The following is a 25,746-nucleotide window of genomic DNA, read 5'->3' on the forward strand; positions in this document are numbered from 1 at the left end:
ACATAGAACAGGAGCGCACGACAATCGAGTGTTACAACCTGACATCAAGCCCTGACAAACCTGAGGCATGCCCCAAAACACAGCTTATTGCCTCAAGAAGAGATCCGCCAACGTAAACGGCTTTGTTGACTGCAAGTGAACTGTCGCTCGTGGGTAATCTGATTTGCAAACAGGCCTTCGAAAATGCAACTTTCTGCATTGAGACTTTCCCGGCCTCCATTTTCGAGTATAAGCCTATTTGGATATTGTCCAGCAATGGCGATTGAGTTAGCCCATTCTTTACTCTGCGTGCGCCGCAGAATGGCACTACAGGTAATGTTAATTATGGAATTCACAACCCTCTCAATACCAGAGGTGAAGCTGATTACACCGAGGCGATTTGGCGATCACCGAGGCTTTTTCGAAGAGACCTACAACTGTGATCAGTTCTCTTCCGCCGGGATCGATACAGTTTTTGTTCAAGACAATCACTCTGTGTCCAGTGAAATCGGAACGGTACGAGGCCTGCACTTTCAGGCACCACCGAAAGCGCAAGCTAAACTTGTTCGCTGCGGACGTGGAAGACTCTTCGATGTTGCGGTAGATATTCGCAAGGGTTCTCCGACGTTTGGTCGATGGGTCGGTGAAGAACTGAGTTTTGAAAATGGACGCATGTTACTTGTCCCGGCTGGATTTGCCCATGGGTTTATGACGTTGGAGCCGGACACCGAAATTGTATATAAGTGTTCAGACACTTATGCGCCAGAAACCGAGGGGGCTGTTCACTGGAGCGACCCCGAAATCGGCATTGAATGGCCGCTAACATCAACCGAAACAAAGCTATCTGAAAAAGACGCGGCTGCGCTGCGCCTGTCAGAACAAGAATCCCCCTTTACTTTTGAGGACACCAAATGAAACTTTTGGTCACTGGAGGCGCCGGTTTTATTGGGTCTGCCGTTGTTCGTCGTGCCGTTGCCCAAGGTCATTCGGTAGTCAACGTAGATGCGTTGACGTATGCAGCTTGCCTCGACAATGTTGCGGTAGCGGCTGATGCGCCAGGCTATGCTTTCGAACACGCAGATATTCGTGACGCTTCGGCGATGGAGGCTGTGCTCAGGAAACATAAGCCTGACGCGATCATGCATCTGGCCGCCGAAAGCCATGTAGACCGCTCAATCGATGGTCCAGCTGCCTTTATCGACACCAATGTCACGGGCACTTACGTTCTTCTAGAGGCCGCGCGCGCCTATTGGACCGACGCAGGCAAACCCGCAGACTTCCGTTTTCACCATATTTCGACCGATGAGGTCTTCGGATCTCTGGGGGAGACCGGTTTTTTTACCGAAGATAGCCCCTATCAACCAAACTCGCCCTATTCAGCATCGAAGGCGAGTTCGGACCACCTTGTACGCGCGTGGCACGAAACCTATGGCCTGCCGATCATTCTGACAAATTGCTCAAACAACTATGGTCCATATCAGTTTCCCGAAAAACTGATACCGGTCGTAGTCTTCAAGGCATTGTCCGGGCAGTCGATACCGATTTACGGCAACGGCGATAACATCCGCGACTGGCTGCATGTCGAGGACCATGCAGAGGCGCTGCTGCTTGTTCTGGAAAAAGCGGCCGTCGGTGCAAGCTACAACATTGGTGGCGAAAACGAGATGACAAATCTTGAACTCGTCAAAATGCTCTGCAGTATTCTGGACCGGCTTCGTCCGGCAGAGAAACCTTACTCAGAACAGATCACATTCGTAACTGATCGCCCGGGTCACGACCGCCGCTATGCGATTGATCCAACTCGAATTGTCGAAGACCTTGGCTGGCATCCGAACTATACCCCTGAGACAGGATTGGAACAGACCGTCCAGTGGTATCTGGACAACGAAGCCTGGCTGAATGCACTTCTAGCGCGGGATGGTGTTGGCGATCGCCTTGGTGTTGCCAAATGAAAATACTTGTCTTCGGTCGAAGCGGGCAGGTCGCCACAGAGTTGCGAGCGCAAGCGCCTGCGCGCGGCATCATAATAGAGGCGTTGGGGCGCGAGGACGCGGACCTTTCGCACCCGAAAACATGCGCAGACCACATAAGCAAAACCAACGCGGATGTGGTCATCAACGCCGCTGCTTTTACTGCGGTCGATAAGGCTGAAGACGAGAAAGATATCGCTCGGCGCGTTAACGCTGATGCGCCCGGTTCTATGGCCCAAGCGGCGGCCGAACGTGGCATTCCGTTCATTCACATCTCGACGGATTATGTCTTTGATGGATCAGGGACGCTCGCACGAACTACAAACGACCCGACTAGCCCGCTTGGCGTATACGGTAGTACTAAACTGGAAGGCGAAGATAAGGTCGCGGCGGCCGGAGGCTGGCATGGTATTCTCCGTACAAGTTGGGTGTTCTCGGCGCATGGAAACAATTTCGTCAAGTCGATGCTTCGATTGGCGGAAACACGAAACCACGTAACCATAGTTGCCGATCAGGTTGGGGGCCCCACACCTGCAGCGGACATCGCAGCTACATTGCTTAGAATGGCCGAGGCAGGGTCCAGTGTGGAGGGTGGCCTGTTTCATTATGCAGGAAGTCCAGACGCAAGCTGGGCAGATTTCGCACGCGAGATTTTTTTACAGGCAGGCTTAGATATTTCGGTTGAAGATATCCCGACCAGCGCATACCCGACGCCTGCTGCCCGCCCAAAAAATTCGCGGCTGGACTGTTCCCGGCTTGAAAAAACTTATGGGCTTCTTCGCCCTGACTGGAAAGCCGGGCTAACCAAGGTACTGAGGCAATTAGGTCAGACCCCAAAAGGCCAATTTTGAAAGGTTAACGCATGCAACGTAAGGGAATTATTCTTGCCGGAGGCTCTGGAACGCGGCTGTACCCGATTACGATGGCCGTGTCCAAACAGCTGCTACCAGTTTACGATAAGCCAATGATTTTCTACCCACTCAGTGTATTGATGTTGGCGCAGATCCGCGAAGTTGCAATCATCACAACACCACAGGACCAGGAGCAGTTCATTCGCCTCTTTGGTGATGGCAGTCAATATGGACTGTCACTGACGTGGATCGTGCAAGACTCTCCTGACGGGTTGGCGCAAGCTTATACACTGGCGGAAGATTTCCTCGCCGGCGCTCCTTCGGCATTGATCTTGGGAGACAATATCTTCTTCGGCCACGGTCTTCCAAGTCTGCTGGCCCAGGCAGATGCCAACAAGCAAGGCGGTACGGTTTTTGCATATCGCGTCGCCGACCCAGAGCGGTATGGCGTTGTTGCTTTTGAGGACCAAAAGGTTCGTCAGATTGTTGAAAAACCACAAAACCCGCCGTCAAACTACGCAGTCACCGGCCTTTACTTTCTTGATGGTGACGCGCCGGCGCGGGCTAAAGAAATCCAACCGTCTGAGCGCGGCGAGCTTGAGATTACTTCGCTTTTGCAAATGTACTTGGACGAAAACCTGCTCGATGTTCAGACTATGGGTCGGGGCTTCGCTTGGCTGGATACTGGGACACACGGCACTCTGCTGGAGGCAGGAAGCTTTGTAAGAACGCTGACAGAACGTCAGGGTATGCAAACCGGTAGCCTTGATGAGATCGCCTGGAGCAATGGATGGATCGATGATGCCGCTCTCGAGAAGCGCGCAAAACTGTTCGCAAAATCGACTTATGGCGCCTACCTTCATTCGCTTCTGAGCGATTAAAGCTAGCACCGAGTAAGTGCGCCTGACGATCCGGAATAAATTGCATCCAAGCTAGGGCCGTCACAAAGACATTCCGTCCGATCAGCCAGAACGTGAATCGAGTAAGCACTGGACCGAAACGGCCCGGCGCTCGCGCCTAAACTGGCGCGGTATAAAATGGTTTCAGGGCTTGTTTCGCTTCGAACGCGGCTAAAAAAACGCGCGCTGTGTCGAGGGCTTCGCGGATCGTGACGTCCATATCCAGATAACGGTAAGTACCCAAACGGCCAACAAAAGTTACCTTCTCTGTCTTGTCGGCCAGCGCAACATACTCACTCAGCAATGCTTTTTCTTTTACCTGACGGATCGGGTAATAGGGAATGTCATCCGGACCCGCCGCGCGGGAAAACTCGCGATAGCAGACCGAGCCTTCGTGCGACTCCCACGGTGCAAAGTGCTTGTGCTCGGTGATCCGGGTAAAGGGCACCTCTTCCTCGCCATAGTTCATCACGGCGCAACCCTGATAGTCGCCGTCATAGGTGAACCGTTCGAAATCAAGGGTGCGGTATCCCAGGCGTCCAAGCTCATAGTCGAAATAGCCATCCAGCGGGCCTGAGTAGAACACATGATCGAAGCCATCCGCCATGTTGCGATCGAACATGGTGTTCAGCTTCACTGTGATCCCCGGGTGATCGAGGATGCCACCAATCATGTCGGTGTACCCGTTCTCGGGCATGCCTTGGAATTTATGGAAAAAGTAGTTGTCGTCGTAGTTGAACCGCACCGGCAAGCGTTTCAGGATCGACGCCGGCAGCTCGGACGGGTGGCAGCCCCATTGCTTGATCGTGTAGCCCTTGAAAAACGCCTCATACAGATCACGACCGACGAACCGCATCGCTTGTTCCTCGAAACTCTGCGGGTCGGTGATGGATGTATCAGCCTGTTCTTCGGTGATAAACGCGCGGGCCTCGTCCGGGCGCATGGTCTTGCCAAAGAACTGGTTGATCGTGTGCAGGTTCACCGGCAGCGAATAGACCTGCCCCCGCGAGGTGGTTTTGACCCGGTTCTTATAGGGCAGGAAGTTGGCGTATTGGTTCACATACTGCCAAACCTCTTCGTCATCCGTATGGAAGATATGTGGCCCGTACACATGGACCATGACGTCGGTATCGGCATCCCGTTCTGTGTGGCAATTTCCACCGATATGGTCACGGCTGTCGACCACGGTGACATCATGCCCTTGTTCCGCAAGTTGGCGACCGATCACAGCCCCAGACAATCCGGCCCCAACCATCAAAAACTGCATATCAGGGGCTTTCCTGTTTCATAGAAATCGTCGTCATGTCGAGCGGTTTGATCAGCTGACGGCGGGCAATCTTGAATATACCCGACCGCGCCTCGCTGGCACTGCGGAATTTCGGCAGGACCGACATCCATGCCCGGCACATATGCCACCCCAGCTGCAGACGACCCGAGATGGGTTGCCCACCCTGCAGGATCGCGGCAAAGACGACCGGAACGGTGCGCCGCGACAGATCAAACATCTGCTTCAGAACGGCTTCTTCCTCTTCCGAGCTGAGGTTGTTCGACTCGGCCATCGCAGCTTTCAGGTTCTTTCCGATCGGCCGCGTGTGGTGCATCGCGATCTCGTCCAGAATGGCAGTTCGAAACGCGCCAGCCTCGGCCCATCGACACCAGATGTAGTCCAGGCCGTAGCCGCTCATGGTGCCCTGGAAAAGCGGCAGTGCTTTCTTCAGGATATCCTTGTGCAGGCACGGGGCCATGATCTCGATATAGTTCGTGTAGCGTAGCACGAAGCCCGGGCATTGGCTGAACACAAAATGCGAGAAATAGCTTTCGGGGGTCAATGATGGTTGCGCAATGCGCAAGCCGTGAACCTGCATGGCATCGAACAGTGCATTTACGTCTGCGGCGCTGATATCCAGATCGTCATCCGGCAGCCAATAATAGTCATACTGATCAAGGTCTCGATCTGCGAGGGTCTTGAATAACCCGTCCCATTTGCCGCCCTTCACCAGCACGGCCTCAACACCGGGTTCAGGTTCGAATGCCGAAAAGGCCTCGTCCGAGAAATAGCTGATCAGAAGATCGTAGTTACGATCTTCATAGGGAATTTCCTGCCACCGATGGTGCAATGACTTGTTGCCCGCACGGACAACCACAAGGCTATTCTTCATGCGCGGTTCCGAACCGGATTGCCGGCCTGCATCAGGGGGCCGAGCCCTTCGATCATGTCCGGGTTCAGCGGGTGGCTCAACCGTCCGTACGTGTACTTTGTCTGGTACATTAAGTTTCGAACGAACCTGGCCATGGGCGAGCCGGGTTTCATTTTACTGCGGCAGTGATCGATCGTGCTGTCTATCTCTTTGCGCTCTGCGACCATCTGCTCGGCAAGGGTGAGGATGGGCACATTGTGTTCCCAATAGAATTTTAGGTCGATGTCGATGGGACGCGCAATCGGGGCCTCAATCGCCAAAAGCCGAGCGGCAGCACGTCGGCCGATGATATAGCCTGTGGTTCTGGGTGGCAGACGGTCCGACAAGACAAGATCCTGATCTGCAATGGACTTAATGACCTGTCCGTTGTTTCCCGACACGCCGTCGATTTTGATCATGACGTCTTCGAAACATTCGCCACATTCAGCCAGTTCATTGAAAAACGGCCTGGGATCTTGCACGAACGTCGCGTCATCTTCCAGAACAAGGCTGACGCAGTCGGAGGAGTCAGCAATATCCTGCCATATCTGACGATGTCCAAGGGTGCAGGCGACCTCGTTGCGGCTGAGCGGGCGCTTGAATTTAATCCGGTTCATGTCTGCGTCATACAGATGATGCAATTCGGAGTTGTTTAGCTGATCTCCGGCAATGGCGTCGCAAAATTCATGATTCAAGCCAAAGCGGGCAAATTCGCTTTCGCAGAAACGTCGCCGTTCAACATCTTTCGGCAAACTCAGAATGACAGCTTTAATCGACACTGTTCCATTACCAATAATACGTGCTTCGCGTTACTATGGGCCATATATACCAAGCACAAGGACAAAAAATCTATCCTTTTCCCCTGACGCGTCAAGGATTTCCTGCGGCAAAAAACCGCTGAATTTCAATCGTTACTCTCACGCTACAGTACTCAGCCCCAAAATATCAGCGCTTCCATTTTTCAAGCATATGCATATCACAATGAAACCAAAAAGAAAAACGTTTGACCTGATCACTAGAGGTAACGCAAAAATCTGCCAGCACCTCAATCTATTCGTCAGAATTCGGGGATCTCTCGTGACAAGAGGTATACACAAGACGCTATAAAGTTGTGCGGGCAACTTCGGGTTTTGACCTAAAAACGCCACGTAGAGGCCAGGGCTCGGAAGCCCACGATACAACGCGTCACCTTGTCAAAAGAGAACATCAAAACCTTGCACATCTCAATGCCAACCCTTACTTGACGAAGCTTCTGCGCAACCTTTTGATTGGGCAACTCTGTCGCGCCAATTGATCTGCCCTTTAGGCGGGAAGGATTATAGGTTAACTGAGCGAGCGCATGATTTCACGATCTGGAGAATGCAATGATTAAGCGTGCCTGGACCGAATGGCGATCAGGCTATATGGGCCGCCTCATTGGCGAGAGTTTTTTTGCCCAAGGTCCTCTTTATGCCGTCGCTATTGTTGCGATGATTGCCGTTGCCGCGACCACTGCTGGCTCAGCCTTCATGATGGAATACATCGTTGATGCGATGACCAGCCCCGATATGCGTGAGTGGGCGTTTGCAATCGCTCTAGGCGTTGTTCTCTTGTTTCTGGCCAAAGCGGTGGCCTCCTATATCCAGTCTATATACTTGGCGCGTGCGGGGAACCGGATCATTGCGATGCAACAAGACCGCGTGTATCGTAAGCTGTTGCGGCATGGCATTTCCTTCTTCGCCGAGAATGAATCCTCGGACCTACTCATGCGTACGACACACGGTGCGCAAGCTGCCCGAACTTTGATTGATGTGGTGGTTACCGGTTTTGTTCGCGACGCCTTGACCCTGGTGGGTCTTGTAATCGTTATGGTTTACCAGCAGCCCGTTCTGTCCATCATGTTTTTTGTTGTCGGACCCGTGGCTTTGCTGGGCGTGCGTTATCTGTTGAAAAGCGTGCGCTCGATCATGCAGCAAGAGTTCAAATCGCTGGCAGAAATTATTCGTGTACTGCAGGAAACCTCGGCTGGCATCAAAATCATCAAGGTGTTCTCTCTTGAGGATCGGATGATCAGCCGTATGGAAACGGCCATCCTCAAGGTCGAAGAACGCTCGAACGATATTGCGCGGCTGCAGTCGATCGCCAGCCCGCTGATGGAGTTTCTGGCCGGTCTGGCCGTTGCCGGGGTTCTGGTCGTTTCGACCTTGGGAATTGCAGGTACGGAACAACCAACAGCTGGGCAGTTGATGTCTTTTATCACAGCGTTGCTGATGGCTTATGAGCCCGCTAAACGTCTATCAAAAATGCGCGTTCAGATTGAGGCGGCCATGGTCGGTGTTGGCATGTTGTTTGGCTTGCTGGATCAAGAAGACACCATGCAAGAAAGCCCCGAAGCGCGCGATCTGCTCGAAGGACCAGGTGAAATAGCACTGCGTAACGTCACCTTCGGGTATCAAGGATCAATTCCTGTAATCAAAGACATGAATGTGATTTTCGGAGCGGGAAAAACCACTGCGCTTGTAGGCCAGTCCGGCGGCGGTAAGTCGACAATATTCGGCCTGATCATGCGGTTCTATGACCCCGACGGGGGGAGTGTCGAAATAGATGGTCAGAATTTGCAAGAGGCCAGCTATTCCTCGCTGAGACGAAAGATCTCTTATGTGGGTCAGGACACTTTCCTGTTTTCCGCTTCGGTGATGGACAACCTGCGCTGTTCGGCACCGAATGCGACGGATGAAGAGGTCATCGAAGCTGCGAAGGCTGCGCATGCGCACGCGTTCATTTGCGAGCTGCCCAACGGCTATGAGACGCCTGTCGGTGAAAACGGAGCCTTCCTGTCCGGCGGTCAAAAGCAACGCATCGCCATCGCCCGTGCGATCTTGCGCAATGCCGAGATTTTGCTACTGGATGAAGCTACCAGCGCATTGGATGCGGAATCCGAGGCTCTTGTTAAAGCGGCGTTGGACGCGCTGACGCAAAGCATGACCGTTATTGTGATTGCTCACCGCCTGTCCACGATCCTTGAAGCTGATAAGATTTTGGTCGTTCAGGATGGGGCAGTCGTCGAACAGGGCAACCTCGACGAACTCATGCAACTCAACGGGCAGTTCAAGAACCTTTTTGATCAGCAATTCAAGAAACGTGATGTTGGAGCAAAAGTAGCAGAATAACGACACAGCATTCAATTTTCTATTGGGCGAGGATTCCGTGGCCGGGGCTGGGCACCATCCTCACATGATTTGGGACGAACCTCGCGAAACGGAGTCCGTGTAAAGAAGTCGCAATCGAAAAAATTCTTCTGTTACAAATCACTCAATGACCCTTCGTGATAAGAAGCATTATTAGTGGCTATGTTAGAATTCAAGGATCGCATATTCTTTGATTTGATCAAACCTCAGACGAAAAACCAATCACAATGAAAAAATCAGACTTTATTTTTTTAGGCCACAAAATCTCAGTTCCAAAGTATCAACCAGACACTGAATCTCTGGAATACGGCCCATTTGCGATGTGGTTAGTCCAGGCCATGCAGCCCCAGAGAATTGTAGAACTAGGAAGTCACAGTGGCTACTTATACTTTGCGATGTGCGAAGCTGTTCTGGAGGGAGGACTGAAAACGGATTGTTTCGGGGTGAGCGCCTGGGGCAAAGGTAAGTATGCCGACCATCAAAAAAACAGCATTTTCGATACTGTTATCGCCACAAACAAAGAGTTTTCCCACTTCAGCCGCTTGCTTCAAGAGACATCTACTGATGCGACAAGTGATATTGAAGACGGGAGCGTTGATCTCCTGTCTATTTGCGGCCGACGAAATTATGATGACGTTAAAGGGGACTTTGAGAGCTGGATACCGAAACTCTCATCTTCATCGATAGTTTTGTTTCATTGTACCGGTACTCATGAAGATCGCCTGGGTATTTGTCGTTATTGGGCCGAGTTGGAAAATGAGCGCCCCTCCTTCAGTTTCAAAGGCGGCAATGGGCTGGGGGTGCTATTCTGGGGTGACAAAGTTTCCAACGGCCTCATTGATCTTCTAGATTTGACGACTGTTCCGGATAGGATTGAAACAGCATTAACACTATTTTCTACCATAGGCAGTCGCGCGAATACTAAAATAGTCAATCGTGCGCTCGGGTCTCGATTGCTTGCGCATGGACACGGAGAAATTGAAACCGAAACGCGCGTTCCTTCGGTAGTTCTTCGGGTCTCCGAATATGGCGGTAGTACAGAATCTCACGAAACGAAAAAGTCTACATTGTCGAATGGACTCGAAGAGACCAGCCTGCAACTTGAAGCTCTACAGCAACAGCGAGAATCACGTGAATTCGAGCTGAACTACGTTCTGACGAAAGTTAATAGCCCTGGTTGGCTTTTGAAACGTAGCTTAAAACTCATGAAGTATCTTCCCAGAGACTTGGGTCGCAAGCTTCGAGGAAAAAAAGAGTATCGCAAACCCGCAACCCTTGCTGAATTGGGGCTGCAAGCGCCACCAAATGGCAGTTACAAAAAGCTGTCGCTTCCATCCTTGCTGAATAGCAGCAAATTTGGACAGCTACCCGCACGCTCGCAACTGGATCAGTTGTTGCCAAGTGTTCTTATCGTGGCTGAACTCGCAATTCCGCAATGTACGAAATACCGAGTTACACAGAAAGCAGAAGCGTTGGAAAGCTTGGGCTTCGACGTGTCAATAATGCCTTGGCAAGACTCCGATAAGGTACTGAATGCTCTGCAAACTCATACGCTCGTAATATTCTATAGAGTTCCCGGAATCCCTGAGGTGCTCGAACAATTCAAAGAGGCCAAGCGCCTCGGTATTCCAGTAGGCTACGATATCGATGATTTGATTTTTGACGTCGACAAATACGGATCGAATCCGAACTTAGGCGCTCTAGGCGAAACCGACCTCGAAAACCTTATGGCGGGTGCCGAGCTTTACAGGCGGGCGCTGATGCATGCAGATTTCAACGTTGGAAGCACTGAGGGTCTCTGTACAAATATGACTGCCACCAATGGTGCGCCCTCATTTATACTTGAAAATGCGCTGGATGCTGAAACGCTTAGTGTAACTAGGAGCATCCTAGAAAAAAAGAACTCAGACAGTGTTACAATCGTATATGGCTCAGGTACCAACACGCATAATGCTGACTTCGAAGTGGCAAGCGACGCAATACTGAAGATAATGCGTGAGTACGATAACGTTCGGTTGCATATTGTAGGACAATTGGTACTTCCGCCAGATTTCGAAATCTATGATTCACGAATTAAGTACACTGGGCGGCTGGAATATAGCGAATACCTAAGTTTACTGGCGGAGGATGACATCTCTATCGCTCCACTTGTGGATATTGAATTCAATCACGCAAAGAGCAATATCAAGTTTTTGGAAGCAGCATCTGTTGGATTGCCCTCTGTATGTTCGGATGTTTCAGCTTTCAGAACTGCAATTGAACACGGCCAGACCGGCTTTTTGGCTGCGACAAAACAAGAGTGGTACGAGGGATTGAAGTTGCTCGTCGAAGATAGCGAGCTACGTAAACGTATTGGCGCTACCGCACGCGCTGCTGTCGAAACACAATACAGCCCTAATGCGATCCGTGATCGTCAGTTGATGCCCATCGTCAAAAAATATATTGCCCGCCCGACCTTTGATAGAACACGTGTCATGATGGCAAACGTGTTTTATGCTCCCCAATCTTTCGGAGGAGCAACTCTACTCGTTGAAAACCTGGTAGCTTCACTAACGAAGAACCACGAATTTGACATCAGCGTATTTGCGACGGGGCCGGGGCATGCAGCCGATCGCGTTTTTGTCAGGCGTCAAGCTGACGGCAATACAGTGTTCCGATTTGGTTGCCAATCTGACGCGATGTGGGCAGATCAAACACCAAAGGAAGCGTTGGAGTGCTTCAGGAAAGCGCTTCGGGCAACTCGGCCCGACGTCGTGCACTTTCACTCGATTCAAGGTTTTGGAAATGACTTTATTGCGGCATGTGACGAATTCGGAATACCGTATTGCATCACGCTTCACGATGCTTGGTGGCTTTGTGCACGTCAATTTCTAGTTACTAAGGAAGGAAAGTACTGCGGGCAAACGAAGGTGAATCGTGAAATTTGCCAAAAATGCGTTGGAACAGATACTGATGTTGAAGAGCGCCACCAGAAGTTGACACCAACACTCCAAAGAGCCCGAAGGTTGCTCACGCCGTCCAAATACTGGGCAAAATTCCATATTGACAATGGTTTACCAGAAGAAACAGTCATTCACTGTGAAAATGGGATAGAAATTCCAGCCAGCTGCCCCCCGAATTCTGCCAAAAGCAAAGTTAGGTTTGGCTTCGTAGCCGGTACAGAAGTCGTAAAGGGATTTCCGGTTATGAGAGATGCCTTCAACAGTCTAACTCGTAGAGACTGGAGTTTGACGTTGGTCGACCACACAAGGAAAATCTCTGACTTTAGTTTGAACGCAAGCTCCACCGGCATCAATGGAGACGTACGTATTGCTCCGCCGTTCGACGCTAAATCACGTGACTCATTCTTTGATAAGGTTGATGTTTTACTATTCCCATCGCAGTGGCCTGAGTCGTTCGGCCTAACTGTTCGCGAAGCTTTAGTGCGAAACAAATGGGTCATTGCAACTGATCTTGGCGGACAGGCCGAAGCCATTACGTCAGGCGAAAACGGTACCTTAATCCCCTTGGAGGGAGGCGCGGCCTCCCTTGCCGAGGCAATCGAAGAGATTTTGGATCAAAAATCCATGCTGTCCGGATGGGTCAATCCAAATAGAAACACTATCCGCAGCGTAGATGACCAGGCTACCGAACTTGCAGAACTATACAAAGAATTCAAGGTGGATTACTCGACCGCCGCATCACGGATGCCCTGAACCCTAGCGTGTAAAACAAGAGCAATTGATCCCAAGCAGTTTTGTTTCGTATATTGGGAGGATTAGCGTTTTAAATTCAGCTCAGCCGTTGTGAGGAATAAGCAGTTGGTTTTGAACAAAGCACGGGACCATGAACTGGCCTTTATGAGTTCTGACCTAGCTTCTTGATCCGGGTCGTTTGTGTGTAGAATCCGTTCCAGTTTTTTTTCGTGATTAGGTTGCGATCAAGGCCTGCTGGGCGGAGCCCTTGCATAGCTAAAGCGAAGCAGGCTGGGTGGCACAGTTGAAATTGGCGTAAACGGCTTGGGCCAGCCCGACAAGAGAAGTGTGTGGTCGCTGCGTGTGCAATTGTTCCTCTAGTTTTCAATGATTTTTCTTGCTTCAGTTAGACTGCCGAACATGTGCTCATTCAGGCATTCATCCGGCAGCATTCCGTAAAATGACTCGACAAAGGCATTTTGCATGGGCTTTCCGGGCGCAATGTTGTGCCGGTTCACGCCAGTGTCCTGGCGCCACCACAGAACAGCGTGAGAGGACATTTTCGTCCCATTGTCAGAGACGACCATATCGGGCTGGCCGCGTCTAAGCGCCTTTCGGGCAACGGCGCACCCAGGGCTCTACGCCAAGAAGGGCTCGAGGCACCTTGGGTGATCGGTGGCGCAATGAACAGCGAGATGTTCAACCTCTATGTCGAAACCCAACTCGTCCCAACGCTGCGCGAAGGGGGCACCGTGATCTTCGACAACCTGTCGAGCCATAATCGCCCGGGCGCGGCGCAAGCCCTGCGCGAGATCGGCACTTGGTTCCTGTTTCTCCCGCCGTACATCCTGGACCTCAATCCGATCGAAATAGCCTTATCCGAAAGACAGCCGCCAGAAGCTATGACTAGCCCTGGCAACTCCGCGAAGAACACCTTGCGCGGAATCGAAACTTTCTGAGCCAACCGGAAAGGTCACTTTCCGAGCAACCCGACTGGAGTTCGCAACGAAATCGCGCTCATAGAAAACCAGTTTTCGAAATCCGTTTGAAAATGGGAAAATTGTTCCAGTTCTTCGGACAATTCAGTTAATGCAACAAAGCCAGCCAAAGCAAGTACCCGAGGGATCTCAACCCGAGGCCGCGACTGTTAGCGAGTGAACACGAAAAGAGCCAACGGAACCGCCTTGGCGGATCGATTATTCTGTTCAAAAGCGCTTGACTGTGCCCCCCCCCATTACCGAATTCCTTTGCTTAAAGTTTGCTGCACAACCGATCAACTTGTGTTGAAGTGGGTAATAAAACGGGATAGAGGGAAAACAATTTTTTGAGCGGATGCCAAGGAGGAAACGATGCAAGATCCAACTCGGGAAGCATCCGAGCAATCGAGCTTGTCGGTCCAAACGCGATATGGCCTGTTTTTTGTCCCAAATAGGGACGATGTTATATCGGACTCGCTGCGCCAGTACGGTGAGTGGGCTCAATCTGAGCTGGATATTCTTTGTGACTTTTTGATGGATGGAGATACAGCTGTAGATGGTGGGGCATGTTATGGCACACATGCACGCGCGTTTTCGAACAGCGTTGGTTCGAACGGCCGTGTCATCAGCTTTGAACCCTTTGCCGAAAACCGCCGGTTCCTGCAGCTGAATGCAGGCGTATCTCCGGTGCCCAACATCGATGTGAGGGCGACCGCTTTGGGCGCTCAACCTGGCAATGGGCAAGTTGTCGAAACTTTCGAGGACAATGCGGGCGGCACCAGAGTAAGGGTTTGCGAAACAGGCGGTACACTTACCGTAGCGCGCCTCGATGATGAGGTTCTGAGACAAGTTTCACTTATTAAACTTGACCTTGAGGGCGCCGAACTGGACGCATTGCAAGGTGCGAACAGAATTCTCTCTCAAGACCGACCTGTTGTGTTTTGCGAAGTATTGGACCTGTCCAGCGGGGCGCAGTTACTCCAATACATGTCAGGGCTAAGGTATGTTTGCTACGGTCTGAACACACCAGCGTTTCGATCTGATAATTTCAAAAATTCGGACGCAGATATCTTTTGTGGTGGTACCGAGAGCGGTTTACTTTTTCTGCCAACAGATAGGTTAGGAGAGTTTTCAGAGCCTATTGAGAAGCACCTACTACCCGAGATCAAAACATTGGATGATCTGGGGTTGCTGCTACTGCAACAGCCTCAGTATTGCCGGACTACGCTCGCCAGCCAAAGCTCTGCTGCCATCCTAGAGGTACCCAAGGCGCGCTATGACGTCTCTCGCCAAGAAGAGGATTTCGAGCAAAGGATTTTAGAACGGGACCTCGAGAAACAGAGATTAGAACGGGACCTCGAGAAACAGAAATTCGAACGGGACCTCGAGAAACAGAAATTCGAACGGGACCTCGAGAAACAGGTATTAAAAAGCAAGAAAGAGGTTTCGGTGGTATTGACGGAGTTGCAAGCCAAGATTCAATCCGAAGTTTCGGAACTGATGCCATTTCTGGAACAGTGGAAGGAAGAAAACGACTACACTGTCAGATTGGCCAAGCGTGTCCGAAAGTTGCCTTTTGCTCTTTATTTTAGGACGAATACTAAACATCGTCGCGCTACCAGAAAGCTGATGAAGTCGGTCGGAGGGCCGCGGGTCGCACTTGCCAAGTTGGAAGGTTTGCAAGGTTTTCTAAGTGGCACACCTTCCTCTACGCCTAAGGTCAATATCCCGTCCGAGGGATATCGAGCAAAAGTTATAAATGCCATAGCTTCAGGTAGTTCAAATGCGGTTCTGGCACCCTTACCCGAGATAACCGAGCCTATGCTTGATGCGCCCGCAATTGCGGACAGGCTGGCGGAAGGACGCAATCAGGTTGTGCTTAGCATAGGCCACGATAACTACCGCGAAGTGACCGGCGGCACTCAAATTTGCATTCAAATCGAAGCAGCCCGCGCCAACGAGGCTGAGATTGACTACCTAAACATTCATCCCGTCCGGACTTGCAACGCATTGTTGCCAGACGCAGAAACAGACGCTGCCGTTTTTCGTCTGATCCTGAATGGCGAATGCATCGGGATCGCGCGCTATGCTGAATTAATTGCCGCAACTTGCGACCGGGTCGCTGCCGGGCAGATCTTTAATTGCGTTATTCACCATCTACTAGGACACTCGCCGGAAGCGATTGCGCAATTGGTTGAAGCGAGTTGTAACCGAAGAGCGTGCTTTTGGCTACATGATTTCTTTGCTGCGTGCCAAAGCTACACACTACTGCGAAACAACCTAAGCTATTGCAATGCACCGGATGTTGGCTCGCAGGGCTGTAACATTTGCGTCTACGGGGACGACAGAACGCGCCACATGCGGCGTGTTCGAGACTTCTTCGAGCGAGTTGAAGTCACCGCTTTGGCGCCATCTCGGGTGGCGGCTGACATTTGGGTTAAAGCCTGTGGCTATAAGTTGCACGATTTGATCGTGCAATCTCATACCGTACTAAAAAGCGAACCGCGGCCAGCGCCCTTACCTGAAGTTGGCAATGGGGCTCGGGGTACCATTAAAATTGCCTTCGTGGGTGCACCATTACCCCACAAAGGATGGGATCATTTCACTGCACTGACTGAGGCCGAGGCTATTAATCCCGAATTAGAATTCCACTATTTTGGTAAGAGTGATGTGAGCTTGAATGTCATCAAGCATCGCGTGGACACCGTAGCCAGCCAGGTTCCTGATGCAATGACAAGAGCTCTGTCGGCTGCGGGCATTGATCTTGTGGTTCATTTTGCTCCATGGCCGGAAACATTCTCGTTGACGACTTCTGAGGCGCTGGCAAGTTCGGCCTATGTTGTGACACATGGGCAATCTGGCAACGTTTCTCATTTGGTCAAATCAACGGGCCGTGGAGTTGTGTTGGACAGCAGCCAAAACCTCACGGATTGGGTGAAAAGTGATGCTTGCAAAAAACTTGTTCAGCAAGCACGTCAACGACGTCGCACCGAAGTGTTGACATCCGAATACAGCGACATGGCGATACCTCACCTTCAAAACATGAGCGCAAAATGACAGTGCATGCTTTTACAAGCTTTTCATTCAGTTATCTTAACCGTGCGCGGGTCTTGGCCAGTTCACTCAGGCGGCAGCATCCCGATTGGGTTATTTGGGCGGTTTTGACGGATCATCCTCCTCAGGGATTTGAATATTCTACGGAAGGTGAGGACTTTGATCGATTGGTAACGGCTGATGGTTTATTTGGCGAAACAACCGATCCCTGGCTATTTCGACATGACATCGTAGAGGCGTGTACGGCTGTAAAAGGACAGGCTCTCAAGCACATTATGGATCAACCTGGAGTTGAAAAGATTGTCTATTTTGATCCGGACATTGCCGTTTTCTCAACGATGCAGCCCGTCGTCGAATTGCTGGACGATTGGTCAATTGTCCTTACTCCGCACCAAACCACCCCCGAAACTGAGGAAATCGCTGTACGCGACAACGAGATCACGTCGTTGCACTACGGAACTTATAACCTTGGGTTTCTGGCGGTTCGTAACGACCACGAAGCGCGTGCCTTCGCCAATTGGTGGACTGAACGCCTTAATACATGGTGTTACGACCGACTGGATATCGGGGTTTTTGTAGATCAGAAATGGTGCAATTTGATTCCCTGCTACTTTGACAACGTCAAAGTACTGCGGGATCCTGGTTACAATGTCGCCAGCTGGAACCTGAGCAAAAGGACGATGTCAGTTTCCTCCGAAGGAGGTCTTCTGATCAACGGTGTTCCGCTGCGCTTTTACCATTTTACAAAGCTTGGACCTGTCGGTAACACAATGACTGAGAGGTATGCTCAGGGAAATTCAGAAATCTATGAACTTTGGGCATGGTACGAGCGTGAAGTTGTTCGCTTCACGGATCCTGCGATACCTTCAGGGTGGTGGTATTATGGTGTATTTGAAGATGGCACAAAAATCCCGAAGAAGGCTCGAGAACTATATCGGGACAGAGAAGATCTCCAGCAAAATTACCCTGATCCATTCAAAGATGGCTATCTTCGTTGGCTGCAAGAAAACACTGATCTGATGTGCAAGTGATAGTTGTGCTGAGTTCTTAAATGAAACAATGACCCGACACCTGAGTAATTTCGAAACGCATCCTACTAACGCGATGGTACCCCGATGACGCTTCCACCCCGAAAGATTGTATATTCCGAATCGCACGATGCAGAATTAGTTGACTATCCGATCCGTGATATCGACGAAGATGAGCATTTTACGAATTTGTTCCTCAAGTCTCGTGACTTCACAATGACGGGTAAAGATGCGATGTATTCGCTTCATAATGCTTGTAAATATGTACACTCCGCGGGCATTTCTGGCGACTTCGTTGAATGCGGCACGTGGATGGGTGGAAGTGCAATCCTTGCCGGGCTGACCTTTGAAGCGCTTGGCGCACCGCGTGATCTTTGGCTGTACGATACATTCGAAGGAATGACAGCACCAACTGAGGCAGATGTGGACGTTAATGGTGAGAGTGCTTCTTTATTGATGGAGACGTTCAGCGATGAAGTGGGCTGGTGCTATGCCTCTACCGATCAGGTTTCTCGAAACTTCGTAGCAGCCGGCCTACCAACAAAAAATTCACGCTTTGTAAAAGGCGACGTCATGGAAACGTTGAAAAACAATTTTCCAGAGAAAATCTCTGTATTGCGGCTCGACACCGACTGGTACGAGTCGACCCGTTTTGAGTTGGAGGTACTTTACCCAAGGTTGTCAAAGGGTGGTGTGTTGATAATTGATGACTATGGTCACTGGTCTGGTTCCCGCAAGGCCACTGATGAGTATTTTTCAACAATTCAAGCGCCGCTATTAAACCGCGTAAACGATCAGGTCAGACTGTGTATAAAAATATGAGAAAACAGAGAGGGTCATTCTTTTGGTAGATTCAACCTTGGACCTCAAAACGCAGATTTTGGATTCTGCGAAATTGCTCCCATCCGATGATGATCGTGCCAAATTCTTGTATGTTCCTCAGATTATTGAACAATGGATGACCGATGCAGAAGGGCTCGCAGGAAAGAAAGTTCTTGATTTCGGGTGCGGCGGCGGAACGTCTGCTGCTGGCGTCGCATTGTTGTTCGATGCAAATGTTCACGGGGTTGACATTAACAACGAAGCTGAGGCCTGCGTGCCATTTTTGAAGCAGAATTTTGGGATTGAAATCCCTAGCAGGCTAACCTTCGAGGAGATTGCTCCGGGCGCAGTTCCAAAGGGCGGCCCATTTGATCTCATATACAGTTGGTCCGTCTTCGAGCATGTAAACAACAGAATCTATCACTCTGTGCTCCAAGATCTATATGAGATTCTAAAACCTGGTGGCTATTTTTTTGTTCAGATTTCCCCTTTGTTTTTTTCGCCAGAGGGGAGTCATCTTTGGGCGATCGGATATGAAAGATGGGAACATCTATTAGCACAAACTAGCGATGTACACGCCGACGTTAACAACTCGAATTTGGAAAATGACCACAAAAAAGCGCTGTTGGCCATGTTTGATACTTTGAACAGAATCACAGCTGACGATTTGCTGAGCCGATTTGAGGCGGCTGGATTTCGTTTGATCCGCGAACAGCGGGATCAGGTAGATATTGAACCGCCTGGCGATTTGCTAAGAGCATATCAACGAGACGCGTTGAAGACATTCCAAATTGTTGCAATGTTTCAGAAACCCTCAAGCTGAAGGGCTTTGATGGAATAGACATCCCCTGATCTCTCATCTGGTAGGTTTTAGAGATGGAAACTATCAGGGGTAGAAAATTGGCGGACTTGAAACTTGTCGGCATAGATCTGGCGAAGAATGTCTTTCAACTTCATGGGTACAGTTCCACAGGAAAAGTGGTTTTTCGCAAACAGCTCAGACGCAACCAACTTCTGTCGTTCGTTTCTGAACTGCCAACGTGCGCCATTGCGAAGGAGGGCATTGACACGTTGTTTCAATCTCCTAAGACGTAGTCGGTTCGCGTCGGCTCAAGCGACTAGTTCGATGGCACACTCGTTCCAGCGGCGAAACGCAGCGGCTCGCTTCTGGCGATAGATGGGCGTATTTCGGATGGGCCTGTTGGATTTGCCACACGGAGAATATCATTTTCATTGGGAATCCAGTTTATTGGCTAATCGTCTCTGGTTTAAGCTGGTAATGTTGCGGGACACACTTCGAACGCGTTTTGCAAATCCAAGGCGGCTCGCCGCGACCGGAGAAATTGATTTGATAGAAGAAGCCCACCAAGTAGATGTCCCCGCGCCTGAAAGGCGCGTGAGGTAGCAGAGTAGCAGGCAATTTCCTTGGCCCATATTGTCTTCAGAGCTTTTTGGCACCCTGCATTCCCCAACGTGTCTCGGAGAATACTCACCAATGTCCATTCAGGGCGCGATGCAAGATTTTTCCGGCGCGAGTGCTCAGCCCGTTCCGTTTGGGATCGTAGTCAATCGCTTCCAGAGAGCTTTTTAGAGTGGTGATTGGCTTCGTCTCACTCTTTCTGTGCAAAGGAAACATTGACGGGTGATGGCGGAACGCGACCCACAGATCGGACCCGTCCTCTTTCAGCACATTGTTCACCTTCTCTACCATCTTCATACTGAAGTTCCTGGCACCTGCGGATGCCCAAAGAACATCAGGAAGGGCAGTTTTCACGTGAGGCGGATTGCCGCTCGTATCTTTTATCGCTTGTAGCGAAACATATCCGTCCTGATACAACTTGAGGGCATATCGGGTTTCATACTCGCGCCCAGTCAAATCCCCCGCTCTTGTGTAAAAAATACTACCCTCGTAGCGGTCGTGTTTCCTGAGGAGACCTCTGCGGCCAACGTAGTCCCAATAGGAGGCCTTTATATACTCAAGTGCCTTCTCACAGGACGGAAACCGGTGCTCGTAAGTCGTTCTCATGTGGACTTTCTCTGGAAAAGATTTTGGCGGTAGCCTTGGAGATGATAAATCACAGTCCCTTGGATGGAATGTTACATTGTCAAATCTCGGATTTCTGCAATGGTATAGGGCTTTTTGGCTCTCATATGGGCAATTCGGTGGCAAGTTGGGCACAAGCAGACTAACTCGCTTATCGTCGGTAGGGTCGCTTCAGACAATTCTCCCAATGGATTGAGGTGATGGACCTCAATAACGAATTTACCTGCGGAAATCTCCAAGTGAAAACCGCAGGCTTGGCATGAATAGTCTTCGAGTTTCTTTCGTTCTTCGACTAATTTTGAGTTACGGAAACGAAGAAGATACCGCCGCTCCTGAGCCACTCCCTCAATGCCTTCGAGGTATGCTGGAGAGTTGGCGGGCGGCGTTGAAGCAGTGATGTATTCGGGGAGCAAGGCCCACACTCCCTTTCCATGTCCGCTGACGCTTTAAAAGACGGGATCGCCTCTAAAATTTGAAGAGCTTTCGGCATGGTCTTCAACAGTCCTGCGAATAGTTGCTTCGACATTAGCCGTCCAGCTTGCCCCTCGAGACTTTCTGCGGCGTTCGGCAAGTTCGTAAACGTCGCCGTATGAAGCTTGTCCTCCAAGCTCATTGTAGATCGTGACAAGATCGTGGAGCCACGCTCCAGGCTGTAATGGCTTCATGCTGATACAACTTCCGAAAAGAATGGCTCAAACAGGCAGCAGAAAATAATGATTGGCTGAGCACAACTTAGACGATTAGTATGTCAAGCGGAAGCATTGCAGTTTAATCTGGGCGACCCCACTGCGGAACAAACTGCAAAGCTCGCTTTATCCCAACAAAAAACAATCGAGTCGATTCCATTCAGCCTGCGAGCATTGCTTCGGAAGAAGGACGTGAGACCAGACTGTCTTGCTTGGAATCGAAGACAGAGATCATGGAACGTTTCGTTCCAAATATCGTTCCGTATCGAAAAACAAGCAAAGTGCGTATCAGGTTATGTCATTGAGTTTATTGGCGACCCCGGCAGGATTCGAACCTGCAACCTGCCCCTTAGGAGGGGGCTGCTCTATCCAGTTGAGCCACGGGGCCGTGCGACGCTCTCTTTAGCCCGGTTTTTCAACCTTGTCATGACCTTTGCGCGACGGTTGTAAAACTTGCGCTGTTCACGCTACCATCAGGCAAAACAACATCGCAGGTGCCTCAGTGACAACAGAAACCAAACGCCCGCTTACCCTTCGTGATGTCTCGGAAGCGTCCGGAGTGTCGGAAATGACGGTCAGTCGGGTTCTGCGCAACAGGGGCGATGTTTCGGACGCCACGCGCACCCGCGTCTTGGCCGCCGCGAAAGAGCTGGGGTATGTGCCCAACAAAATTGCGGGCGCATTGGCCTCCAGCCGGGTGAATTTGGTGGCGGTGATCATTCCCTCGCTGTCGAACATGGTCTTCCCTGAGGTTCTGACCGGCATTAACCAGGTGCTGGAAGACACCGAGCTGCAACCGGTTGTGGGCGTCACCGACTATATGCCGGAAAAAGAAGAAAAAGTGCTGTACGAGATGCTCTCGTGGCGGCCGTCCGGAGTAATCATTGCTGGCCTCGAACACACCGAGGCCGCGCGCGCCATGTTGGATTCATCTGGTATTCCGGTGGTCGAGATCATGGATACCGACGGCAAACCGGTCGACGCGATGGTTGGGATTTCCCATCGTCGTGCCGGGCGCGAAATGGCGCAGGCGATCCTAAAGGCGGGCTATGAGCATATCGGGTTCATGGGAACGAAAATGCCGCTGGATCACCGGGCGCGCAAACGGTTCGAAGGCTTCACCGAAGTTCTGGGCAAACACGGGGTTGAGATCGAGGATCGCGAATTCTACTCTGGTGGATCGGCTCTGGCCAAAGGGCGTGAGATGACCCAGACCATGCTGGAACGGTCCCCCGATCTGGATTTCCTCTATTACTCCAATGACATGATCGGTGCAGGTGGGCTGCTGTATCTGCTGGATCAGGGTATTGATGTGCCGGGACAGATCGGCCTCGCCGGGTTCAACAATGTCGAGCTTCTGCAAGGTCTGCCGCGCAAGCTGGCCACAATGGACGCCTGCAGGTTGGAGATCGGACGCACAGCCGCAGAGATCATCGCGGCGCAATTGGCTGATCCCAATGCCGAGGTCGACACGCGTGTGACCCTGACCCCCAAGATCAGCTTTGGCGACACCCTAAAGCGGCGCTGAACACGTGGCGCTGCAACGGCTGGACAACCGAACAGCTCGCGCGCTGTTCATGGATCGTCATGCATTGGCCGAGCCGCCATCGGGCGGCGCAAAAGGCTCGGAATTGCTGGACCTGATCCATCGTCTTGGCTTTGTGCAATTGGACAGCATCAACACGGTTGCGCGCGCCCATGACATGATCCTGTTTTCGCGCCGTCCATCCTATCGCGCCGGCAATCTCAAACGCCTTTATGAACGCGACCGCGCACTGTTCGAACACTGGACCCACGACGCGGCTGTCATTCCGATGGAATTTTATCCGCATTGGCATTTGCGGTTTCAGCGCGATGCAGATCTGCTGAAGTCCCGATGGAAGAACTGGCGTCGCGACGGGTTTGAGCAGCGATTTGAAACCGTTCTGCAACATATTCGGGATCACGGACCGGTCTCTTCGTCCGATGTTGGCAAGGACGAGAAAAAGGGATCCGGCGGCTGGTGGGACTGGCATCCGTCAAAAACGGCGCTGGAGTTTCTTTGGCGCTCGGGCGCACTGACTGTCATAGGGCGGCAAGGATTTCAAAAGCGCTATGATCTTACAGAACGAGTGATCGAAACGCATATTTGCCCCGGCAATATGCCCTGTGATGCCGAGGAGACAGTGGATTGGCTGTGCAACGCGGCGCTTGACCGGTTGGGGTTTGCAACCTCGGGCGAATTGGCTGCGTTTTGGGACACTGTCACGACAAGCGAAGCAAAATCCTGGTGTGAACAGGGTCTAATTCAAGGAAAATTGGAAGAGATCGAGGTGACCTGCGCGGACGGAAGGCTACGCAAAGTGATCGCCCGACCATCCATTTCCGAGGATGCAGAGGCTGCACCCCGTCCCTCGGGCCGCATTCGGGTCCTTAGCCCATTTGACCCTATGCTGCGCGACCGCAATCGGGCCGAACGGTTGTTCGGCTTTTACTATCGCATCGAGGTTTTTGTACCCGCTGCAAAACGAACCTACGGTTACTATGTGTTCCCGCTGCTTGAGGGCGACCGATTGATCGGACGGATTGACATGAAAGCCAACCGGGATCGCGGGGTGTTACAAGTCAGCGCCTTATGGCCGGAACGATCCGTGCGCTGGTCCGATGCCAGAACCAAAAGGTTGCAATCAGAGCTCGACCGAGTCCGACGATTCACCGGGTTGGACAACGTAGAATTCGCCCGTGATTGGTTAAAAGACCCTAAATAGGGTCTATTTTCAGATCAAACTCAGGCTGATAGGCTGTAATCCGTCAATCCCGCCTTCCAGGACATCGCCCGCCAACACCGGGCCAACCCCAGCCGGTGTACCAGTCAGGATCAGATCACCGGGCCGCAGATGATAATATCCGGACAAATGGCAGATGACCTCATCTATCTTCCAGATCAGCTCTTCCAGCGTCGCGTCCTGCCGCGTTTCCCCGTTCACGTTCAGATAAATGCGTTTATTGTCGTCCGGCGACCAATCTGCCGCGCGGGTCAACGGGGCCAGCACGGTGCCGTTTTCCAGATCCTTGCCCAGATCCCACGGGCGCTGTTTATTCCGTTCGCGGATTTGCAGGTCACGGCGCGTCATGTCCAGCGCACAACCGTAGCCATAAACCGCATCCAACGCCTCGGCACGCGTTGCACGGAAAACGGGTTTGCCGATCGCAACCGCCAGCTCCATCTCATGGTGAAAATTCTCTGTTCCCGGCGGATAAGGCACGGTTGCACCTGACAGAACCGCGTTCGGGGCAGATTTTGTAAAGTAGAAAGGCGCCTCACGATCGACCTCATTTCCCATTTCGGCCGCATGGGCCGCATAATTGCGGCCGACACAGAAAATGCGTCCCACTGGATACGTCGACAATTCACCCTCAACCGGGATCGAAATCGGGTCGGGTAAGGAAAACAGGTTGTCCGGCATCAAAGCCCCCTAACTGCAACTGGCAGCTTGTTTCTAAGTTGGCAGGGCCAGTTGAACAAGCCATGCAGGATCGCGCTGGACCTCACCATCATGCGATCTGGACCCATCGTCGGCTGTTCACAATTCAAAGATTCGCCTTGGAAAGCTTTGGGCACGCGCTACCTTTGGTTGAATCATGGATCACGCCAACATCGTTTAGACACTCATTCCCTGGCGAGAACCGAAATCCACCCGTCGCTGATCAGGCGATTTGCCTGCAGGCGGGTGCAACTGAATCAGAGAGCGACGGCCAAAAACCTGTACCCCCACACGGTCTTTGTGTCCGGACGTCCGCCTATTTTCAGGTGGCTGTTTCTCTGAGGTGTGAGCCGGATAAAGCCATCCGGCCACAGGCCAGACACGCAGTCCAGTCAAAGTCTGGCCACCCCGCCGGAGGATACCCATACTTCTCTGGCGGGGACAAAAGCCTTTGCATGCGCGACGTGCGATCAGGTCTTCAGATCATGCAGATCATTCAGCAGGTCCAGCAGCGCTTCGTGCCGATCCGGGCCTAGCTGGGTCTTGATCTCTTCAGCCAGGCGTAGTGTCACCTGCATGTTGTCCTGGATGATCTTTTGGCCTTTGGCCGTGATATCGATGATCTGACGACGCTTATCCTCGGGATGGACCCGGCGCCGGATCAAATCCTTGGCTTCCAGTTTTTGCAGAATGCGCGTCAGACTGGGCAGCAAAAGGCACGATCGATCCGCGATATGCGTTGGCTCTTGGGGGCCTTCTTCTTTCAAAACACGCAGAACGCGCCATTGCTGTTCCGTAACACCCGCATCAGCCAGCATATTTCGAATGGGCCCCATGACCCTTTCGCGCGCCCGCAGCAGTGCAATCGGCAATGAGCGGGACGTATTAGGCAGGTCTCTGGTCATAGTGGAATTTTTGCCCAAATCGGATCAAACTGCAACTGGCCAAGGATTT

The 25,746-nt window shown here is 51.6% G+C and carries 21 protein-coding genes and 1 tRNA gene; 13 read left to right on the top strand and 9 right to left on the bottom strand.

Annotated elements, in window-relative coordinates; translation table 11 throughout:
* Positions 1-324: 324 nt before the first annotated feature.
* The 4 genes from rfbC to rfbA are packed head-to-tail and all read left to right on the top strand — an operon-like array spanning position 325 to position 3,681.
* Positions 325-894, top strand: coding sequence for a dTDP-4-dehydrorhamnose 3,5-epimerase (rfbC, locus tag AC2FI9_RS03945; RefSeq protein ID WP_496766096.1), 570 nt, complete (start codon positions 325-327; stop codon positions 892-894).
* Positions 891-1,931, top strand: coding sequence for a dTDP-glucose 4,6-dehydratase (gene rfbB, locus AC2FI9_RS03950; protein WP_496726193.1), 1,041 nt, complete (start codon positions 891-893; stop codon positions 1,929-1,931). Before rfbC ends, rfbB begins: the two co-directional genes overlap by 4 nt.
* Positions 1,928-2,800, top strand: coding sequence for a dTDP-4-dehydrorhamnose reductase (gene rfbD / locus AC2FI9_RS03955; RefSeq protein WP_496765799.1), 873 nt, complete (start codon positions 1,928-1,930; stop codon positions 2,798-2,800). Before rfbB ends, rfbD begins: the two co-directional genes overlap by 4 nt.
* Positions 2,801-2,811: 11 nt before the next feature.
* Positions 2,812-3,681 (top strand): glucose-1-phosphate thymidylyltransferase RfbA, encoded by an 870-nt coding sequence (rfbA, locus tag AC2FI9_RS03960; RefSeq protein ID WP_496726195.1) that lies wholly within the window; start codon positions 2,812-2,814, stop codon positions 3,679-3,681.
* Positions 3,682-3,817: 136 nt separating this feature from the next.
* Here rfbA and glf read toward each other — a convergent pair whose 3' ends face one another.
* The 3 genes from glf to AC2FI9_RS03975 are packed head-to-tail and all read right to left on the bottom strand — an operon-like array spanning position 3,818 to position 6,655.
* Positions 3,818-4,966, bottom strand: coding sequence for a UDP-galactopyranose mutase (gene glf, locus AC2FI9_RS03965; protein WP_496765802.1), 1,149 nt, complete (start codon positions 4,964-4,966; stop codon positions 3,818-3,820).
* A gap of 1 nt (position 4,967) precedes the next feature.
* Positions 4,968-5,858, bottom strand: a complete 891-nt coding sequence (locus tag AC2FI9_RS03970; protein ID WP_496765808.1) for a hypothetical protein — start codon at positions 5,856-5,858, stop codon at positions 4,968-4,970.
* A complete protein-coding gene (locus tag AC2FI9_RS03975; RefSeq protein ID WP_496765810.1) occupies positions 5,855-6,655 on the bottom strand; it encodes a glycosyltransferase family 25 protein in 801 nt (266 codons plus the stop codon). Before AC2FI9_RS03975 ends, AC2FI9_RS03970 begins: the two co-directional genes overlap by 4 nt.
* Before the next feature lie 585 nt (positions 6,656-7,240).
* Between AC2FI9_RS03975 and AC2FI9_RS03980 the strand changes: the two genes are divergently transcribed.
* Both AC2FI9_RS03980 and AC2FI9_RS03985 read left to right on the top strand, forming a co-directional pair.
* Positions 7,241-9,025, top strand: a complete 1,785-nt coding sequence (locus AC2FI9_RS03980; RefSeq protein ID WP_496765812.1) for an ABC transporter ATP-binding protein — start codon at positions 7,241-7,243, stop codon at positions 9,023-9,025.
* A gap of 245 nt (positions 9,026-9,270) precedes the next feature.
* Complete coding sequence (locus AC2FI9_RS03985; RefSeq protein ID WP_496765814.1) at positions 9,271-12,738, top strand: glycosyltransferase; 3,468 nt, start codon at positions 9,271-9,273, stop codon at positions 12,736-12,738.
* 356 nt (positions 12,739-13,094) lie between these two features.
* Here the strand turns inward: AC2FI9_RS03985 and AC2FI9_RS03990 are convergent, their stop codons facing one another.
* Entirely contained in the window at positions 13,095-13,304 is a 210-nt protein-coding gene (locus tag AC2FI9_RS03990; RefSeq protein ID WP_496765821.1) for an integrase core domain-containing protein, read from the bottom strand.
* Here AC2FI9_RS03990 and AC2FI9_RS03995 point away from each other — a divergent pair.
* From AC2FI9_RS03995 to AC2FI9_RS04015, 5 genes are all read left to right on the top strand, one after another.
* Positions 13,266-13,676 carry a transposase gene (locus AC2FI9_RS03995; RefSeq protein ID WP_496765823.1) on the top strand — a complete coding sequence of 137 codons (411 nt, stop codon included), beginning with the start codon at positions 13,266-13,268 and terminating at the stop codon, positions 13,674-13,676. The genes AC2FI9_RS03990 and AC2FI9_RS03995 overlap by 39 nt on opposite strands.
* A gap of 390 nt (positions 13,677-14,066) precedes the next feature.
* Positions 14,067-16,751 carry an FkbM family methyltransferase gene (locus tag AC2FI9_RS04000; protein WP_496765825.1) on the top strand — a complete coding sequence of 895 codons (2,685 nt, stop codon included), beginning with the start codon at positions 14,067-14,069 and terminating at the stop codon, positions 16,749-16,751.
* On the top strand, positions 16,748-17,779 hold the full coding sequence (locus AC2FI9_RS04005; protein ID WP_496765826.1) for a hypothetical protein: 1,032 nt from the start codon (positions 16,748-16,750) through the stop codon (positions 17,777-17,779). The genes AC2FI9_RS04000 and AC2FI9_RS04005 overlap by 4 nt, the downstream gene beginning before the upstream one ends.
* A gap of 84 nt (positions 17,780-17,863) precedes the next feature.
* Positions 17,864-18,598: a TylF/MycF/NovP-related O-methyltransferase gene (locus AC2FI9_RS04010; protein WP_496765827.1), complete on the top strand. Its 735-nt coding sequence runs from the start codon at positions 17,864-17,866 to the stop codon at positions 18,596-18,598.
* Positions 18,599-18,734: 136 nt separating this feature from the next.
* The gene (locus tag AC2FI9_RS04015; protein ID WP_496765828.1) at positions 18,735-19,421 is read left to right on the top strand and encodes a class I SAM-dependent methyltransferase; all 687 of its coding nucleotides are present in this window, start codon (positions 18,735-18,737) and stop codon (positions 19,419-19,421) included.
* A gap of 666 nt (positions 19,422-20,087) precedes the next feature.
* On the opposite strand, the gene AC2FI9_RS04020 is transcribed toward AC2FI9_RS04015, so the two are convergent.
* From AC2FI9_RS04020 to AC2FI9_RS04030, 3 genes are all read right to left on the bottom strand, one after another.
* On the bottom strand, positions 20,088-20,624 hold the full coding sequence (locus AC2FI9_RS04020; protein WP_496765834.1) for a hypothetical protein: 537 nt from the start codon (positions 20,622-20,624) through the stop codon (positions 20,088-20,090).
* A gap of 71 nt (positions 20,625-20,695) precedes the next feature.
* Complete coding sequence (locus AC2FI9_RS04025) at positions 20,696-21,064, bottom strand: HNH endonuclease (RefSeq protein WP_496765836.1); 369 nt, start codon at positions 21,062-21,064, stop codon at positions 20,696-20,698.
* Between the two features lie 575 nt (positions 21,065-21,639).
* Positions 21,640-21,716: transfer RNA gene (locus tag AC2FI9_RS04030), tRNA-Arg, on the bottom strand.
* Positions 21,717-21,830: 114 nt separating this feature from the next.
* Here AC2FI9_RS04030 and AC2FI9_RS04035 point away from each other — a divergent pair.
* Together AC2FI9_RS04035 and AC2FI9_RS04040 are read left to right on the top strand one after the other, a co-directional pair.
* A complete protein-coding gene (locus AC2FI9_RS04035) occupies positions 21,831-22,856 on the top strand; it encodes a LacI family DNA-binding transcriptional regulator (protein WP_496765841.1) in 1,026 nt (341 codons plus the stop codon).
* Between the two features lie 4 nt (positions 22,857-22,860).
* Positions 22,861-24,075 carry a winged helix-turn-helix domain-containing protein gene (locus AC2FI9_RS04040; RefSeq protein ID WP_496765846.1) on the top strand — a complete coding sequence of 405 codons (1,215 nt, stop codon included), beginning with the start codon at positions 22,861-22,863 and terminating at the stop codon, positions 24,073-24,075.
* Positions 24,076-24,084: 9 nt separating this feature from the next.
* Here AC2FI9_RS04040 and AC2FI9_RS04045 read toward each other — a convergent pair whose 3' ends face one another.
* Positions 24,085-24,774 carry a fumarylacetoacetate hydrolase family protein gene (locus AC2FI9_RS04045; protein ID WP_496726211.1) on the bottom strand — a complete coding sequence of 230 codons (690 nt, stop codon included), beginning with the start codon at positions 24,772-24,774 and terminating at the stop codon, positions 24,085-24,087.
* A gap of 488 nt (positions 24,775-25,262) precedes the next feature.
* Complete coding sequence (gene hpaR / locus AC2FI9_RS04050) at positions 25,263-25,697, bottom strand: homoprotocatechuate degradation operon regulator HpaR (RefSeq protein ID WP_496765850.1); 435 nt, start codon at positions 25,695-25,697, stop codon at positions 25,263-25,265.
* Positions 25,698-25,746 lie beyond the last annotated feature (49 nt).

The organism is Ruegeria sp. CDSA246 (genome assembly GCF_059611225.1).

Bases quoted from the DNA above. Each gene is read 5' to 3' on its own strand.
- rfbC (WP_496766096.1), top strand. From the start codon at position 325: ATGGAATTCACAACCCTCTCAATACCAGAGGTGAAGCTGATTACACCG.
- rfbB (WP_496726193.1), top strand. From the start codon at position 891: ATGAAACTTTTGGTCACTGGAGGCGCCGGTTTTATTGGGTCTGCCGTT.
- rfbD (WP_496765799.1), top strand. From the start codon at position 1,928: ATGAAAATACTTGTCTTCGGTCGAAGCGGGCAGGTCGCCACAGAGTTG.
- rfbA (WP_496726195.1), top strand. From the start codon at position 2,812: ATGCAACGTAAGGGAATTATTCTTGCCGGAGGCTCTGGAACGCGGCTG.
- glf (WP_496765802.1), bottom strand. From the start codon at position 4,966: ATGCAGTTTTTGATGGTTGGGGCCGGATTGTCTGGGGCTGTGATCGGT.
- AC2FI9_RS03970 (WP_496765808.1), bottom strand. From the start codon at position 5,858: ATGAAGAATAGCCTTGTGGTTGTCCGTGCGGGCAACAAGTCATTGCAC.
- AC2FI9_RS03980 (WP_496765812.1), top strand. From the start codon at position 7,241: ATGATTAAGCGTGCCTGGACCGAATGGCGATCAGGCTATATGGGCCGC.
- AC2FI9_RS03985 (WP_496765814.1), top strand. From the start codon at position 9,271: ATGAAAAAATCAGACTTTATTTTTTTAGGCCACAAAATCTCAGTTCCA.
- AC2FI9_RS03990 (WP_496765821.1), bottom strand. From the start codon at position 13,304: ATGGTCGTCTCTGACAATGGGACGAAAATGTCCTCTCACGCTGTTCTG.
- AC2FI9_RS04000 (WP_496765825.1), top strand. From the start codon at position 14,067: ATGCAAGATCCAACTCGGGAAGCATCCGAGCAATCGAGCTTGTCGGTC.
- AC2FI9_RS04005 (WP_496765826.1), top strand. From the start codon at position 16,748: ATGACAGTGCATGCTTTTACAAGCTTTTCATTCAGTTATCTTAACCGT.
- AC2FI9_RS04010 (WP_496765827.1), top strand. From the start codon at position 17,864: ATGACGCTTCCACCCCGAAAGATTGTATATTCCGAATCGCACGATGCA.
- AC2FI9_RS04015 (WP_496765828.1), top strand. From the start codon at position 18,735: ATGACCGATGCAGAAGGGCTCGCAGGAAAGAAAGTTCTTGATTTCGGG.
- AC2FI9_RS04020 (WP_496765834.1), bottom strand. From the start codon at position 20,624: ATGAGAACGACTTACGAGCACCGGTTTCCGTCCTGTGAGAAGGCACTT.
- AC2FI9_RS04045 (WP_496726211.1), bottom strand. From the start codon at position 24,774: ATGCCGGACAACCTGTTTTCCTTACCCGACCCGATTTCGATCCCGGTT.
- hpaR (WP_496765850.1), bottom strand. From the start codon at position 25,697: ATGACCAGAGACCTGCCTAATACGTCCCGCTCATTGCCGATTGCACTG.